Origin of the sequence: Obesumbacterium proteus, from assembly GCF_001586165.1 — a bacterium.
GTDB lineage: Bacteria > Pseudomonadota > Gammaproteobacteria > Enterobacterales > Enterobacteriaceae > Hafnia > Hafnia protea.
This window is the reverse complement of record NZ_CP014608.1, coordinates 4,812,276-4,827,657: the sequence shown is the minus strand read 5'-3', so window position 1 is coordinate 4,827,657 and position 15,382 is coordinate 4,812,276. Positions and strand designations below refer to the sequence as shown.

The following is a 15,382-nucleotide window of genomic DNA, read 5'->3' as shown; positions in this document are numbered from 1 at the left end:
GAGTTTCTTAAATCTAGTCTCTCTGCGGGGCTTTGAAAGTAATATGTTAATGAACTGTGATTTACCGCAACATTGTGCTGGTAGAAAGCTGAGAAGCGTGACTTAGTTTGGATAATGAAGGGGGATTTTCTGGGGGTACTGTTTACAAAAGCATCTAACCTAATCGGCAACAAGCCCATTTTTTATCAATGTTTTCAGTTTTGTTATGCGACAAAGTATCTATTCCACTTTGGTTATAAAGTTATTTATGTTTCTGAATACCCAGTCTGGCAGCTATCGTGAACCGTTCAGCGAGTCGGACATCAAGAGCGCGCTAGCCTTTCTTAATGTCCTATTCTGTTCATCCAGACGGCGAACCTGCTTTTCCAACTCACGGATGCGCTGGTGTTCTGGAAAGATGGGGGGCGCAGAAACTAATAAAGCACTGGCGAGTTATACGTTGCTCCAGCGGCTGTCTAAGTATTCAAACGAGGGTTTTTTGTTATCATTTCTTTTCCGTAAGCGATTCCCGTTTAAACTCCAGTACTCTGTATTTTTGAGTGATTTATCTAAAGTTATTTTTAACGCTTTAGGTGATATCTTCAATAAATGTCTGTCGAAAAGAATATGGATGTCAGCTCTTAGCAGAAGGGCGTTTTCAGAATGGTTAATTCCGCTTTCAGCATGGCTCATAATGTGTGCCGCTTCCAGAATCTCTAAAATATCACACCCTGTCACGCAGCATTTAGCATCATAAACCTCAAGGAGTTTTTGCTTTAATGCCGCTTGCCCTTTTCTTATACGCCTGCGTTGTGCTTCATACTCATTACTGTCATTGTTTGCTTCATTATGCGTAGTACAAGGGGGATTTACGTTTAATTTTGGCAATCCATGACCATCAAATACCGAAGTAACTAACGTTAGTAGTCGTGTCGTGAGTGTATTCCATGATGCATTGGATAAAAAATCAAACCCATTTCTGGGCGTGTTTACGCCGGATGACAGCGTTTCTTTTAACTTTTTTACTGACAAAGTATATTCATCAGGCAGTTTTATGATGCCAGATAACATTTCATTCACGACATTAAAGGTTGTTTTGTTCTGTGGAGATTTAAGATACCAGTCATAAACATCATCACTACAAACAATCATTGATAGATCCAGCTCGAAAATGTATTTACCTTTATTGTTGAATAGCACGATGTAAAAAGGCATGCCTCCGTATCGCCATTTTGTAAAATGAATTGAACAACCATTCTCTAATTTTAATTGTTGATAACAACCTTTGTCATTAATGTCATATAAATGTGAGCCAGTGAAGTTCTCATGCAAGTGTTGCATGATCTCATAGCCTATATTTTTATGGATCGCTGTGGCGGTGTTCATTAAATATCCTTTTTTAATTCCGCATGAAATAGCATTATCTCCCTCGAACGAAAATCATGCAGCTAATAACCGGGTGGACGGTTTCAGCTCGATGCGTTCTTTCCGCGGATAGAGTCTCAATATAAAAAATAAGGGTCCGTGTTTTCACACCGATCCTTAATCATTTTATATCTTTTTGAATTCTTACGCAGCAGCTCCGCTTCGATGATTAATACGGAACACGGCAACAGCTTCGCTCAGGCGGCTGGCCTGTTCTTCCAGTGCCGTGGCTGCGGCAGCGGATTCCTGCACCAAACCGGAGTTTTGCTGAGTCACGCGATCCATTTCGGTTACTGCGAGGCCAATCTGGTCGATGCCGCGGCTCTGCTCGTCTGATGCAGACGCAATTTCGCTCATGATGTCCGTTACGCGGGATACTGCTTTCACAATGTCACCCATTGTTTCCCCTGCGCTTTCAACCAGTGTGGAGCCGGTATCGACTTTGCTGACTGACTCATCAATCAACTGCTTAATTTCTCGTGCCGCCTGTGCACTGCGTTGTGCCAGATTGCGCACTTCACTGGCCACGACGGCGAAACCACGGCCTTGTTCACCGGCGCGTGCCGCTTCGACTGCCGCGTTCAGCGCTAGAATATTGGTCTGGAAAGCAATGCCGTCAATAACATTGGTGATGTCAGCAATCTTCTGCGAACTGCTGGCAATTTCTGTCATGGTGTTAACAACGTTATCCACCACTTTTCCGCCGTGACGGGCAACGTCAGAGGCACTTAGCGCGAGCTGACTAGCTTGTGACGCATTCTCAGCGTTCTGTTTCACGGTTGCGGTCAGTTCTTCCATGCTTGCTGCCGTTTGCTCCAGTGAAGCAGCCTGCTGCTCGGTGCGGGAAGAAAGGTCGGTACTGCCGACTGAAATTTCGCTTGCGCCACTAAAAATAGCTTCTGCGCCGGAACGAACATTCCCGACGGTGCGTGCCAGTGCTTCCTGCATATGACGCAGGGACTCGGCAAGCAGACCCATTTCGTTACGTCCTTCAACATCAATTTTATGGACGAGATCGCCGTCAGCAATTAAACGAATTTCTTCGATCAGTCTGTTCAGTGGATTAATCAGTGTGACTTTCGTACCTTGCCAAACGACAACCGCGATCGACAGAGCAATAATCAGTGATGCGGCGGTGAGCCAGGTTGCTTCACTAAATGATTGCTGACTGTCAGAAAGCGCTTCGCTATAAAAATCATTATTCTTTGCAGAGATACGCGCATAGGTATCAAAAAACTTATCCTGATAGGATTGCGTATCCTGTGCATATACGGCAGTCATATTATTCGTTTTGATATAGTTCAACATATCAGAAAGTGCATTATAGTATGCGGTATAAGCGGCTAAAATTTCCTTATTCGAGCCTGCTGCTTGAGTACTCTGATACTCGCTCCAGCTCTTTTTCACCTCTTTCAGCGAGTCGCTGGTTTTTATCAATGATTGTTTGAGGTAAGCGGCCATCTCCGGTTCAAGATCTTTTCTTGAGTAGTAATGCGCGGCAAGAGTGACATCATTTCGTGCCTGCAATAATGCAGTCCAAGAGGAGTCTAGTTTGGACTGCTCTTCGCGAACTGAATTAAGCTCGGTCAGATTATCCTTATCCGTATTTAGTGATTTAAAGAACAGCCCAGCGGATGTGAGCTGCAATAAACTAAATAACCCCAATACAATAGCTAAACTGGTAACAATTTTGACGTTGCGAAACATAATATCTAATTCCTTTAGTTGTCTATATTTACTATCGGCTGAGGCAAGAAAAACATTTGGCAAAATAATGTATTATTGATGGATAAATTTAATAACATTATCCGTGGACAATAAAATCTGAACCAGATTAAGACCTCGCTCTCATATTTTTCTTATTGCTTTAAGATGCACACTAAATTTCCCCGTTGATCTTCGCCAATATCCCATTGTGAGTCCTGCGAGTTTTCTATGGCTCGGACGTAAAGCGCCACCAGCCAGTCATATAAATAACTGGCATTACCCTGAGCCTGACGCTCGCCAAGCTGTGTCAGGCGCATGGCGGCATTAGCCTGATGCGGTGGGGAAAAAATAGCCTGACCTTTATTTATCCTGCTGGGTGGGCGATTTTCTTGTGGTACGTTTTGATAGCCGAGCCAACCGATGAAGTCGTTAAGGATATTACCGGCGCACGTTGGCATTAATGATGAATGACTGTCGCGATGCTGTAGTGCCTTTTCCAGTTCACTGCCCAGATCAATCCGGTAACTGGTATCAATGAGCAACTCGCACAACGCCTGAATTTCCTGCGCTGACAGGCCAAGCTGCGCGGCAATATGTTTGCGATAGCCGAGCTGACGCAAATAATTAATCCAGCGCTTATGTAGCTGGCGAGAAAAGTTATTTTCATCAATGGCTGTTGGCACCGGATCTTTTTCGACAGCAAAAAGGTCAATCTCAAAGGCCGACAGCATCGGTAGTGGACGATGCTGTTGTTCGCAACGCTGCCAACACTGACGGATCATTTCGCGTGGCAGCGTGAGCTGATCCAACAACTCTCCCTGACGTGCGGCCTGAGATTGCAGGGTGCGGATCAGCGTTTCAGCTTCTTGTGCAGGCGTTTGCGCCTGACCACTGGCAGTACGAATATGGGCGAACTGAGCTTGCACGTCTTGGCTGAGACGGTTCTGCAAAGCCTGATGGCGAACACGGCGGTTAGTGGGGCTGATCGCACTGGCAAGCCATTCCTGTAACCGATGCATACTGTGACTTTCCAGCGCCTGTAGCGTCCCCCATTTTTTACCTGCTTGGGTGAGCAAATGCTGTACGTCATTATCCAGAATCGTTTTTTGGGTAAAACGCGGATCATAAGGCGTAATGGCCCAAATCAAACGCGGTAGCCCTTCATCGGCTTCGCTTTGGGTTTGTTCCAGCCAGCGGTTTAGCGTGCTGGCGACCGGCACGACTTCCAACGAGGACTCAACCGCATTACAGACCATCAGAATATCGGGCTGAAGCGTTGCGGTATAACGGTCTTGCTCATGGCGTGGGATGTCGACGATATCAATCTCACCCAGATTTGTGGTGGCGCTTAACGTGAGCACGACTTCCGCACAGACTCGACGAAGAGACTGCTGAGCCACATTGACATGTGTCAGTGGCTTTCCGTCACGCAGCGTGCAGACAATCACATCGATGTTTTCGGCCGTGTGAGCCTGTTCCGGCAGAACAAGAAAACCCTCAGCAGGAAGCAGAAATTTATCAACGATCAGGCTGGCAGGGGCCAGAACTTGCTCTGCACCTCCCAATAAATGTAAAACCTGTGCCTGCTCCAGCCAGTCTTGCGTCAGGGTTGGCTCTTCGCCCCAGAACAGGGCCAGCAACGTGGCGCGATCGTTTACCGTTAGCCACGGAGCTAGTTCAGTCATCTGCCACAGCAGGTCATCGTCTGGGTAATGCTCGCTGTGTACCTGCTGCTGATAGCTGTGGGCAATGGCAGCGAATTGTTCCCGGCTCATTCCCGGCACTAGCTGCTTCTGGCGCTGCTTTTGTAAGGTGCTCAGTTTTTTATACATCGCACTTTCAGACAGCAGACGTGGCTCGCCGCGGGCGTGGTAGCGCTGCACCAGAGGGATCGCCAGCTGGTCTTCAGACAACATATTAAGCAGCAGCGGGTAGTTTTCTACCTCTGGAGGGAGGGTCGATGTCAGGCGTACCGCGAGGGCAGTTAGTGCCGTAGGGGGATTGATATGCCGCAGATAGTTTAGCGATTTATCCCCGAGCTGCACGGTGATGTGGTCAAGCCCCTGAGCCAGCAGTGTCCGTAGCAAATGAGCTTTCCCCGCCACGGAGGCACTATACAGCCCCAGCGTTAAGGGAGCGTGAGCCAATGCATCGATTTTCTGCTGGCGTGCAGCAAACTGAGCCAGTCTGCCTAACAGGCTGTTGGCCTCGTTTTGCAGGGTTGAAGAGTGGCTGCGGTTACTCTGAATCCACTCTTCCAGTTCGCGGATCGTTGTCGAAAACGGTTTCATTTAGGGTATACGCTCCCGCTGTCTATCCAGTAGTGAGTGACCCCGCGATAGCTGTCTGCAAGGGTGTTGAGTTTCAGACTAATTTGGTCGAGGGATACCGGTGAGCCATCCTGCATTTGGGCTGCAACGATGGCGAAGCCGCCGTTTTGCGTGTCATATTGCAGGCGAACGGAGAGGACGCCATCACCCGCGATGGCTTTCGCCAGTTCCGGAGATGTAATCTGTACCAGATACAAAGGTGAGGCAGGCCAGTGAACATCGGCCAGTTGGCGGAAGCCAAGGCAGGCGTTGCCGCGCAGCGGGAAATAGAGCTGGGTGTCCAGTTTGCGCGTCGTATCGTCGAGACACAGATCGTGATACCAGACGTTTTCGTCACGGAGGATATTACTCCCGTCCAGAATGCCGAGATGGCGTATGGTGGAGTAGGCCTGAATATCTGCCGCATTAAAGTTAAACCCGGGCAGGCGTAAATCCAGCGCTAGGCTGCACAGCATTGCGCCCAGCGCGGCAGTTGATTTCGGGCTGCTCAGATAGCCATCGTGCCCCAGTGGGAAGCGTTCGTGAACCGGGTAGTTATGCAGCCAGACAATACGGTTAGCGGGTACGGCTTGCAGATAGCGCAAGAGCGCCTGTACGCCGGGTAAACCGGTTGGACGACCGGTCATCAACAGCACATCACAGCAATAATGATTCACCACGTCACTGAGCGCCTTGAGCGGGGCGGTAAGCGTAAAGCGACCACTCAGCATCGCCTCTTCAAGGCTGGCCATATTCACCCGCAGCGTCACATCCAGCAAACTGAATGCCTGATTATCTGAAGGAAGTCGCGGCTGAATTGCCTGATCGAGATAACGTATCACCGGAAGAGTGGGGCGCTGTGGCAGGAGCTCATCCAGTTTGGCTTCAAACTGGCGACTCTCATCTTGTGGGTTACTTTTTTCCCAGAAGGCCAGAATAGCCTGAGCCGCGGGGATCAGTATTTGCAGAGTGGCTTGCTGGCGCAGAATGTTTTCATTTTCATTCTGGTTGCCTTCCCCGAATAGCTGCATCATGACGCTTTTCGCGTCCGTCAGGCCGTTTGTCAGCAAGGCTTTTTCCAGACATGGCAGCACCCACTGCTGGATCACATCCAGCAAAATGTCATCGCCGGCCACTTTGAAACCTTCGCGGAACAGCAGATGTGGCTTGAACTTGACGTTACTGCCGATCCCCCCGTCCAGTTGATATTGCACGATAGCCATATCCGTGGTGCCACCACCGATATCTATTGATGCGACACGCAACGTGGTACCCGTCGGTTCGTCTAGGGCGAGCTGGCGGTCCGGACGCGCTAGGTTCTGGAAAAATACGCCGCTTTGCCCGGCATAATTAATCAGCGCTTCGTTGTACAACCAGACCAGTTGACCGCAGGTGGCTTCATCCCACTCCATCTGAACTTTAGGTACCGGAACGGTACTGAACTCTTCACTGCGCATTTCGTAGAAGGCTTCATCCTGCGGATGCCAGCCCATCGATTTCCACACCAACCCAATCGCCTCTTCCATGCGCTGGCGGAATATTTCCCGTTCCTGTTTTGGCATAGCGGAAGGCAGGGTGAGGATAATATTACGCAACTGACGCGGGGCATTGTGGTGGCCCATATTTTGTCGGTGGCTGGCGCTGTTTATCTGTGACAGCGCCTGTGCTAGCAATTCGCACAGCATTAAGGTCATCAAGCTGCTGCGGCTGTAGTGTGGGGTAAAGACCGGTAGACGTTCGTCCATAGGCAAGCTAAAGAGCGGCTGGCCCTCATCGTTCATCAGATGTGTTAATGGAAGCGCCATGGCACGGGGTTCGCGCTGGCTTTTTCCGCGCGGCTGGCTGAAGCGCCATGCCTGATTAACCGGCGAGTCATCCCACAAATAGCGGCGGGGGCTGGAGAGGCCGCTGCTGCCTTCCGTGCCCTGATGTTGCTGAGCCAGAGTGAGTGCTTCTTCGCCCACGCGCACGATAGAAGGCCACGTGAAAGCATCTTCACGGCCGCTTTCTACCGAAAAGTGGTGTTTCCCGAAGCGCGCTTCGCTGAATTCCAGACGGCTGGAGAACAGGGCTTCGCTGAATTCCTGTGGGCGTGATAATGAACGGATATGCAGTTCGGTACTTTGGCGTAAGCCTTCATTTCCGGCCCCGTGATCTTCAGTCAGCACGCCGCAGGTGTGGCTGTTGCCGACGTCCATCACCAGATCCACGGCAATGGCCGGAGACTGGAGCGTCTCGGTGACTATCTGGATCTCTGGCACCTGAAGGTGTGTGCTGAGCATTTCCAGAAGGTTCAGGTAGTGCGCCTGATACTCAAACAATTTCAGGGCGAGTGCTATTTCCCGTTCACTGCGTTGTTCATGGCGGGTGGCGTACTCGACAAAAACATCACGCAGCCAGCCATCTACCCAAGTCTGATCCAGAAATTCGGCTACTTCGTGGTTACGCCATGCCAGAGCGAAACGGGCTCCGTTGCGCACGTCGGAAAACGTCGGTGCAAGGGGCGTGGAAGATGCGTCATCTGCCACGATTTTGGTGTCGAAGGCCAGAGTAAGACGCACTGTATTTCCCAGTGAATCAGGCGTTGGCAGGCGCTGAACCTGCACACGAGCCCAGTTATCCGGCCCGCCGGAAAAGACCTGTCGCGCATTCACTCGCAGAAAAGGTAGCGGGAGCCAGAGGGTATCTAGGGCTGCCAGAGACTGCTCAAGCGTGATCGTGGCTTCCGGGCGAACAATCTCCGGCATACCGCCGTTTTCACCCGGCAGGGTAAACTTTGCCAGATTTTCATCGTAGTCCAGACGGAGCAGCGGGCCGTTGGCGCTTTGACGAACAAAACTACCGCTGTTGCCCGTGCGTGTTGCCAGACCGAAATCCAGAAACTGCACGCCGCTATTTTTAATCAGAGTGATATTGGCTTTATAGCCGATAAGGTTGGCCTGCATGGTTAGTACCTCACTCGTTTAAACTTAGCGGAGATCGTAATGTCATTCTCATAGAGGGCAGAACACTGTGCTGCACCGGTAAGTGCCTGCGAACAAACGATTTCTGGGATACGAACGCGGCTACCGTCGGCGCATTTTGCTCGGGAACGGGGTTTAATCATCAGATTGCCGGATTGCATCAGCCCAGAATAAATGTCGCCACGACAGACTCGGTTATCTTTCATCACCAGCCGTGCCTGACCCTCATTTTTGCTGATCTGGTAACGCATACTGCTCGGAAGGTTGGCGATCGCGTCATTGGCTTCCAGCGAGACTCGCCAGATACCATCCAGAAACTCAGTGGTGCCTAATTTCACGGCTTCGCTATGTAATACCAGCGCATCGATTGGTGGAACTTCGGGCTCTGGCTCCACGACTTTTACTGGCTGAGTCGGTGCTGGCGGTGTTTCTGTGACTACAGGCGGCTTTGCAACCACTGGCGGTTCTACTGGCTTAGCAGGGGTAATCACCGGAGGCGCAATCGGCTTTGCGACGACGGGCGGTTTGACCATTTTGGCCGGTGGCGCGGCAACCGGTTCGGCGGCAGGCTTAAAGTGAGATGAAAGCCATGGCCACGCCAGCAGTCCGGCGAGAACCACCGCGAGAGCCAGCACGCTCAGAATTTTTTTGCGCCAGGAACGAGTGCGCGGTGCAGGCGGTTCGTCGATTTCCGGCACAACTGACGGGGCAACCTCTGGCGTTAATAACGGTTTATCCGGGGTGCTCAGTGTGACAACCACCGGTTCTGGGTCATCAACCTGAATGGGTTCATATTCCGGGACGGGCTCAGGCAATACCGGTGGCGCAACGGGAACCGGTTCGGGCGCCATGCTTGCATATAGGCAGGATAATGCGTGCTGTTCGGGCGATGCGTTGAGATCGGAAAAACCCCAGAAGGTGAGTACCGGTTTATCATCAACGAGGTACACATGCTGGCTGCCCGGAAAGCGGATCGCGTTCTGAAGCAGGATGCCAAACAGCTGTTCGGCGCTTTTTTCTGACTTCAGGCTACGCTGACTCATTTCTGAGGCCGTTAGCAGGCAGTTATCCAGATAGCGCAGGGCCTGCGTGCGTTGTAATTCGCTGGCCATAGACCAGGGCGTCACGGTACCGGAATACGGCGCGTACCAGTCGACTTTATCCTCTGCATCATTGGATTGGGGGATAGCCAGACAGTCCGCCAGCATCTGCTGTTTTCTTAATCGTAGCGTTTCACGTATTTGCCGTGCGGAATCAAAAATAGACTGTCCATTTTCGCCCAGCGCGAGGAAGTCACCGGAATAACCGCTGCGCAATAATATCTTTGCCAATTCTTTAACCTTTATCCGTCTGGTTTATTTCACCATATGCTAATTGCTGACTATTTTAGCGGCTTTCAGGGTGAAAAAGTGTTTAAGGAAATGGGTAAAAAGAAGATGGAAGTGTCGGCTTTTAATGCAATAAAAAATGACCGCAGATTAAATTGCAGTTAATTTGTTAATCTTGTTGCATTAATAAAAATAATGTTGCTGGCGTAGTAGCAATTAAGGGCGGTAGGTAAAAAAAATGAGCTTCCCTTCCGAAGAGAGAAAAAAGAAGCTCAAATGCCTTTGTCACATAAAAGGCAACAGACAATGAACTAAATACTGATATTGTAGATTTTACCTGATGCAGCATCTCGAGATGTTCCATCCTGACCGTAGGTTGCACTTATGCCACCCACCTGATTCATCATTTTCTTTAAGTCATTATTCTTTTTCAAATGCATATTAAGCAACGTCGCAATATGCTCATTTAATGCATTAGAACTGGCGACTCGTTCGATAATACTTTTCCATGTCCGGGAAAATGCGGCGTGCCCTTCGTAGGGAGCGACAAGACCAAGACGACGCTCTTCTTTGGTTCGAATTTCATCATAATAGCCGAGAGTTGAGAGCAATCGGCTTTTAGTATCAGAAATAATCTGTAGTGACACTGGATTAATCTGCGGGCGACCTAACTGGCTCATTTCTTCCGCAAGAATTGATTCAAGTGTCCCAATAGATTCGAGCATTTTGACTAAAGTTGAGCGTAAGTTATCCATTATTATAATTCGGTAATTTTTTATTAAAAGTTAAGCATATCTTGCAGCAAGGCATGCGCAATTTTATCGGTATCGATATGTAGTTCTCCGGCATCCATCGCTGCTTTGATATTAGCCAGTCTCTCCACGTTGATGTCTTTAGTGGTATCGTTCTGAATGGCTGTTGTCTGCTTGAGAATACTCACTTGGATACCTATGACCTCGTCGCTGGGAGCGGAACTGGTGCTTACGCTTTGGGTTCTTGGGCGTACTGCTAGGTCATGCTGAGCATTACTGGGTGAAATAGGTTGTGCTCGGTTTATGCTCATAATTCCCTCGTCAATGTTGAATCAAGTCGCTACTGCATATAGAACTATGAATCGGTGATATTTGAAAAAACTAAAGCAATTTGCCTCAATCTTTAATGAAAATACTGACTTTCCCTTCTGAAACGGCTTTTCCCGAGACAATTTGACCCAGATTTGTTTTCACGCGTAGGGTGTCACCCTGTGCTGCATTGTCGATGGCTTTGCCCCGAGAACGGATATTAAAACCGGGGCCAGGGGCCAATAACTCCACATTTTGCCCGGCAACTATCGTCCAGCGTTTTCGTAGCTTACTCTCCACAAAAGGCTGATTAGCGCCGATCATGCCTTTGGCGACTTGGCCTACAATGTCGTCTTTATTCAGTATGACACCGGCTGGGAGGCGTGCCATTGAGCCGCTCCTTTGCTTAAGGTCGTCCGCCTGAATAGGCGTGCCAGGTTTCAGGGCACGGTTTGTCACCCACCATGTTCCTTCGGCCTCGATTTTAATCTGAATAAACTTTTTATTGCTGTCACACTGCGCAATCACGCTACGGTTACCGGTTAAGCGTGCATCGTTGCCGGAAACAGAAAGTATGGGATCGCTACACATTTCCGCCAGCTGATTGGCGGGGGTCAGAATCGTTACGCTGCGTGTCACCTTGCTGTCTGAATCTTTGTTTAATAACTCAGTAATCTTACTGGCTAATTTATTGGATTCAGCGTGCGCAGCATTAGGAATTAAGAATAACTTGCCGTATAACAGCACAAGAACGAAGCTGCTTAACAGACGGGGTAACCCTGGCATGATAATTCTGGCCTTCTATTAACTATCGTGAGTAAATTAAATTTCTTAATCTCGCTATATGAATATATAAGTATATTCGAGGAAGTGGCATTTTCATTATCTTAAATGGCGTTACTTTTGACGCCATATTAGGAGATAAAAACAAATTTTTTTGTCAGTGTTTTTTAAGGTTTTAAAAGCAACGATTTCTGTTCGGTTTTTGCAGTATAGAATTGACCTGTTCTATTTTAATATGTGCAGGTGACTATTCTTATCTTACCTAGCAGAGGTCAGTAAAAACATGCTTGATAAACTCGATAATTCGATGCGCTTTCAGCAGCAAGCTTTAAATTTGCTGACTAAGCGGCAGGATATTTTAGCTTCGAATATCGCTAATGCTGACACGCCTGGCTATTTAGCTCGTGATATTGATTTTTCTCAGCAGTTAAAAGAATCAATGGATAAAGGAAAAATGGCGACAGGACCATTGTCTTTAACGTTGACGGCTGGCAGTCACATTCCCGCAAGTGCACCTGCGATGAATAATCAGCAAATATTATATCGCATTCCCGATCAACCGAGTGCCGATGGTAATACCGTCGATATGGATCGTGAGCGTGTGAGTTTCATCGATAACAATATCAAGTATCAATCCAGCCTGACGATGCTTGGCTCCGAAATTAAAGGCATGATGAGTGTCATCAGTCAGGGTTAATTATTGATATGTCTCTATTCAGTATTCTAGATATTTCCGGTTCCGCTATGGCGGCTCAGTCCAAAAGATTGAACGTCGCCGCCAGTAATATGGCTAACGCCGATACGGCGGTTGGCCCAGATGGAAATCCCTACCGTGCAAAGCAAGTTGTTTTCCAAGTTAACGCTGCGGCAGGTCAACAAATTGGTGGCGTTAAGGTCACTGACGTCGTGGAAAGCAGCGCGCCAGATCGCATGGTCTATGAGCCAGGGAATCCTCTGGCGGACGATAAAGGTTACGTGCGGATGCCGAACGTGGATGTGGTCAGTGAAATGGTGAACTCCATCTCTGCCTCACGTAGCTACCAGGCGAATGTGGAAGTGATGAACAGCGCGAAAACGCTGATGCTCAAAACACTGACCCTGGGTCAATAAGGAAGAGTGACATGGCCGTTTCCGCGGTAATGAACGACAACAATGTAGCCCGAACCAGCAGTGGCAGTAACAGCCTTGGGGACAACGTTGATGATTTGATGAATAACTTCATGAATCTTCTTGTAGCCCAGATGCAGAACCAAGATCCGACTAACCCGATGGATAACAACCAGCTGACGTCTCAGCTGACGCAATTCCAGACGGCGGCCGGGGTTCAGCAGCTCAACGGCAGCGTGAATTCATTGGGCATGCTGGTCACCAGTATGCAGCAGATGAATGCAACCCAGTGGGTTGGCCATAAGGTGCTGACAGAAGGTGACACAACGATGTCCACCGCTGATGGTGGAAACTGCGAAGGTGCGTTTTCCATTAACAATGATGCCGACACTGTCAGCGTCATTCTCACGGATGCGCAGGGCAACGTGTATACCGCTGAGATGAAAGATGTGAAGGCGGGCGTACACCAGTTCAATCTTGATGATTTAACTAATTTCCAGCCAGCCGATCCGAGCACTATCGCAGACGAGACATTCAAAGTGTCTTACTCCGCCAGCAACGCCGATGGCGACACGCCAGAAATTGTCTCGTTGAAAAAATCGACGGTAGAAAGCGTGTCGTTTACCCCAACAGGAGCTCTGCTGCAGCTGGGACTCAATGGAACAGCGACGCTGGGCGAAGTCTATCTCGTTGAATAATTGCTTTTAATTTTAGCTTTCAGGAACATTAGTCATGGGTTTTTCACAAGGACTTAGCGGATTAAACGCCGCTGCTCAGGCGCTGGACGTCGTCGGTAACAACATTGCCAACTCCCAGACCGTCGGTTTTAAATCGGGCAGCGTTTCGTTTGCCGATGTTTTTGCCGGATCGCAGATTGGTATGGGTGTGCAGGTGTCTGGCGTTAGCCAGAACTTCACCGGTGGTGTGCTGGGTCAGGGCAACAGCGCTCTGGATATGGGGATCAGCGGCGATGGGTTCTTCCGTCTGGTGAATGAAGCCGGCAGCGTTTTTTATAGCCGTAACGGGCAGTTTAATAAAGATGCCGATGGTTTTATTACCAACGCACAGGGCATGTACCTGACCGGCTATCAGGCAACCGGTACTCCGCCAGCGATTCAGCCGGGCGCAGCCATTGGGCCGATTCAGGTTCCAAGCACTCAGATGCCCGCGAAGGCATCTGACAGCGGCACGATGAACGGTAACCTAGACTCCGGTAGCGAAGTGATTGATACCACCGCTAACCCGTTCGATCCATCAAACAGCAAAAGCTACAACTCCGTGACGCAGGTAGATGCCTACGACAGCTTAGGCAACAAGCACACGGTTAACGTCTACTACGTGAAGACGGCAGATAACAAGTGGACAGTGTACTCCAGCGATACCACGGCACCGAAGTTGGATGCCAATGGAGATACGGTGTACCAGCAGCAAAACATCGAATTTGACGCCTCCGGTCAGTTGACCACCACTCCGGCGAAGATCAACGTGCAGGGCTCCCCTTACAGTGGTGGCAATGCGTTGGACTTTGATATCGATATGGATGGTATGACCCAGCAGGCGACCGATACCGCGATGAATAGCCCAAGCACCACAGGTTATCCGCCAGGCGCTGTGAACGGCTATGTTGTCGGTGATAGCGGCGAAATTATTGCTAACTACAGCAACGGCCAGAAGCAAACGCTGGGTCAGGTTGTTCTGAGCAACTTTGCGAACCCCGCTGGCCTGACGTCCGAAGGGAATAACGCCTGGTCCGAGACGCCTGCTTCCGGGCAGCCGGTTAACGGCATTTCTGGCACCGGTAACCTAGGTACGCTGTTCGGTAACCGTCTGGAAGCGTCGAACGTGGATCTGAGTCAGGAGATGGTCAACATGATCGTCTACCAGCGTAACTATCAGTCCAACTCGCAAACTATCAAAACGCAGTCTGAGCTTCTTCAGATTGTCACCAACCTCGGTTAATAGCAGGCCTCTATGGATCGTGCAATTTATACCGCAATGGGGGCAGCAGGTGCTGCCCTTAATCGGCAGGCGGTTACCGCGAACAATCTGGCTAATGCGTCAACCCCTGGGTTTCGTGCTCAGCTGATGGCCTATCGCGCGGTGCCGGTTAACGGCCCGTCTGTTCCGACCCGCACGCTGGTGACGGAATCCACGCCATATCATGACAACACCATGGGCGCGATTAACCAGTCCGGACGCAACCTCGACGTGGCGTTACCGCAGGATGGCTGGTTGGCGGTATCGCTGGCCGATGGTTCTGAAGCCTACACCCGCGACGGTAATATCGAAGTGGATAACGAAGGGCAGCTCCGAGTGCGTGGTTTTCCACTGCTCGGTGACGGCGGCCCGCTGACCGTACCACCACAGTCGGAAGTCACCATTGCGCCAGACGGTTCTATTACCGTGCTCGGTGCCGGAGATGAACCGACTGCACTGGCACAGGTTGGGCGACTGAAAATGGTTAACGCGCCGATTCAGACGCTGCGCAATGGCGACGATGGCTTTTTTCATACGACAGCGCAGAACGGGCAGCCACTGCCTGCTGATCTGGAAATGAAACTGGTGCCCGGTGCTATTGAAAGCAGCAACGTTAGCCCGGTGAAGTCTATGGTTGACATGATTTCCACCGCCCGCAGTTTCGATATGCAAATGAAGGTAATCAGCGCCGTTGACGACAATGCGAAGAATGCTAATCAGCTGCTGAGTATCTCCTAACGCCG

General features: G+C 49.9%; 12 protein-coding genes and 2 pseudogenes. 5 read left to right on the top strand and 9 right to left on the bottom strand.

Annotation, left to right across the window (positions count from 1 at the left end):
* Window positions 1–262: 262 nt before the first annotated feature.
* The 9 genes and pseudogenes from DSM2777_RS25210 to flgA all read right to left on the bottom strand — a co-directional run.
* Window positions 263–411, bottom strand: a pseudogene (locus tag DSM2777_RS25210) (IS3 family transposase); the annotation flags it as partial.
* Window positions 412–432: 21 nt separating this feature from the next.
* A complete protein-coding gene (locus DSM2777_RS22565; protein ID WP_061555202.1) occupies window positions 433–1,365 on the bottom strand; it encodes an HNH endonuclease in 933 nt (310 codons plus the stop codon).
* Window positions 1,366–1,569: 204 nt separating this feature from the next.
* Window positions 1,570–3,111 (bottom strand): annotated as a pseudogene (locus tag DSM2777_RS22560) (methyl-accepting chemotaxis protein); the annotation flags it as partial.
* A 152-nt stretch (window positions 3,112–3,263) separates the two neighbouring features.
* Window positions 3,264–5,402: a virulence factor SrfC family protein gene (locus DSM2777_RS22555; RefSeq protein ID WP_061555200.1), complete on the bottom strand. Its 2,139-nt coding sequence runs from the start codon at window positions 5,400–5,402 to the stop codon at window positions 3,264–3,266.
* Window positions 5,399–8,365: a virulence factor SrfB gene (locus tag DSM2777_RS22550; RefSeq protein ID WP_061555199.1), complete on the bottom strand. Its 2,967-nt coding sequence runs from the start codon at window positions 8,363–8,365 to the stop codon at window positions 5,399–5,401. Before DSM2777_RS22550 ends, DSM2777_RS22555 begins: the two co-directional genes overlap by 4 nt.
* A gap of 2 nt (window positions 8,366–8,367) precedes the next feature.
* Complete coding sequence (locus tag DSM2777_RS22545) at window positions 8,368–9,714, bottom strand: SrfA family protein (RefSeq protein WP_061555198.1); 1,347 nt, start codon at window positions 9,712–9,714, stop codon at window positions 8,368–8,370.
* 308 nt (window positions 9,715–10,022) lie between these two features.
* On the bottom strand, window positions 10,023–10,466 hold the full coding sequence (locus DSM2777_RS22540) for a flagella synthesis protein FlgN (protein ID WP_046459378.1): 444 nt from the start codon (window positions 10,464–10,466) through the stop codon (window positions 10,023–10,025).
* Between the two features lie 23 nt (window positions 10,467–10,489).
* Window positions 10,490–10,774 carry a flagellar biosynthesis anti-sigma factor FlgM gene (gene flgM, locus DSM2777_RS22535; protein WP_052958449.1) on the bottom strand — a complete coding sequence of 95 codons (285 nt, stop codon included), beginning with the start codon at window positions 10,772–10,774 and terminating at the stop codon, window positions 10,490–10,492.
* An 85-nt stretch (window positions 10,775–10,859) separates the two neighbouring features.
* Entirely contained in the window at window positions 10,860–11,558 is a 699-nt protein-coding gene (gene flgA / locus DSM2777_RS22530; RefSeq protein WP_061555197.1) for a flagellar basal body P-ring formation chaperone FlgA, read from the bottom strand.
* A 280-nt stretch (window positions 11,559–11,838) separates the two neighbouring features.
* Here flgA and flgB point away from each other — a divergent pair, with 280 nt between their 5' ends.
* The 5 genes from flgB to DSM2777_RS22505 are packed head-to-tail and all read left to right on the top strand — an operon-like array spanning window position 11,839 to window position 15,377.
* Window positions 11,839–12,252, top strand: a complete 414-nt coding sequence (flgB, locus tag DSM2777_RS22525) for a flagellar basal body rod protein FlgB (protein ID WP_046459380.1) — start codon at window positions 11,839–11,841, stop codon at window positions 12,250–12,252.
* 8 nt (window positions 12,253–12,260) lie between these two features.
* Complete coding sequence (gene flgC, locus DSM2777_RS22520; protein WP_046459381.1) at window positions 12,261–12,665, top strand: flagellar basal body rod protein FlgC; 405 nt, start codon at window positions 12,261–12,263, stop codon at window positions 12,663–12,665.
* Between the two features lie 11 nt (window positions 12,666–12,676).
* Window positions 12,677–13,360, top strand: coding sequence for a flagellar hook assembly protein FlgD (locus DSM2777_RS22515; RefSeq protein ID WP_061555196.1), 684 nt, complete (start codon window positions 12,677–12,679; stop codon window positions 13,358–13,360).
* A gap of 34 nt (window positions 13,361–13,394) precedes the next feature.
* Window positions 13,395–14,621 carry a flagellar hook protein FlgE gene (gene flgE / locus DSM2777_RS22510; protein WP_046459383.1) on the top strand — a complete coding sequence of 409 codons (1,227 nt, stop codon included), beginning with the start codon at window positions 13,395–13,397 and terminating at the stop codon, window positions 14,619–14,621.
* 12 nt (window positions 14,622–14,633) lie between these two features.
* Window positions 14,634–15,377: a flagellar basal body rod protein FlgF gene (locus DSM2777_RS22505; RefSeq protein WP_046459384.1), complete on the top strand. Its 744-nt coding sequence runs from the start codon at window positions 14,634–14,636 to the stop codon at window positions 15,375–15,377.
* The last annotated feature ends 5 nt before the right edge of the window (window positions 15,378–15,382 follow it).

What these genes read in the sequence shown, in the direction of transcription:
- DSM2777_RS22555 (WP_061555200.1), bottom strand. Translation starts at nt 5,402, where the DNA reads ATGAAACCGTTTTCGACAACGATCCGCGAACTGGAAGAGTGGATTCAG.
- DSM2777_RS22540 (WP_046459378.1), bottom strand. Translation starts at nt 10,466, where the DNA reads ATGGATAACTTACGCTCAACTTTAGTCAAAATGCTCGAATCTATTGGG.
- DSM2777_RS22565 (WP_061555202.1), bottom strand. Translation starts at nt 1,365, where the DNA reads ATGAACACCGCCACAGCGATCCATAAAAATATAGGCTATGAGATCATG.
- flgA (WP_061555197.1), bottom strand. Translation starts at nt 11,558, where the DNA reads ATGCCAGGGTTACCCCGTCTGTTAAGCAGCTTCGTTCTTGTGCTGTTA.
- flgB (WP_046459380.1), top strand. Translation starts at nt 11,839, where the DNA reads ATGCTTGATAAACTCGATAATTCGATGCGCTTTCAGCAGCAAGCTTTA.
- flgE (WP_046459383.1), top strand. Translation starts at nt 13,395, where the DNA reads ATGGGTTTTTCACAAGGACTTAGCGGATTAAACGCCGCTGCTCAGGCG.
- flgM (WP_052958449.1), bottom strand. Translation starts at nt 10,774, where the DNA reads ATGAGCATAAACCGAGCACAACCTATTTCACCCAGTAATGCTCAGCAT.
- DSM2777_RS22550 (WP_061555199.1), bottom strand. Translation starts at nt 8,365, where the DNA reads ATGCAGGCCAACCTTATCGGCTATAAAGCCAATATCACTCTGATTAAA.
- DSM2777_RS22515 (WP_061555196.1), top strand. Translation starts at nt 12,677, where the DNA reads ATGGCCGTTTCCGCGGTAATGAACGACAACAATGTAGCCCGAACCAGC.
- flgC (WP_046459381.1), top strand. Translation starts at nt 12,261, where the DNA reads ATGTCTCTATTCAGTATTCTAGATATTTCCGGTTCCGCTATGGCGGCT.
- DSM2777_RS22505 (WP_046459384.1), top strand. Translation starts at nt 14,634, where the DNA reads ATGGATCGTGCAATTTATACCGCAATGGGGGCAGCAGGTGCTGCCCTT.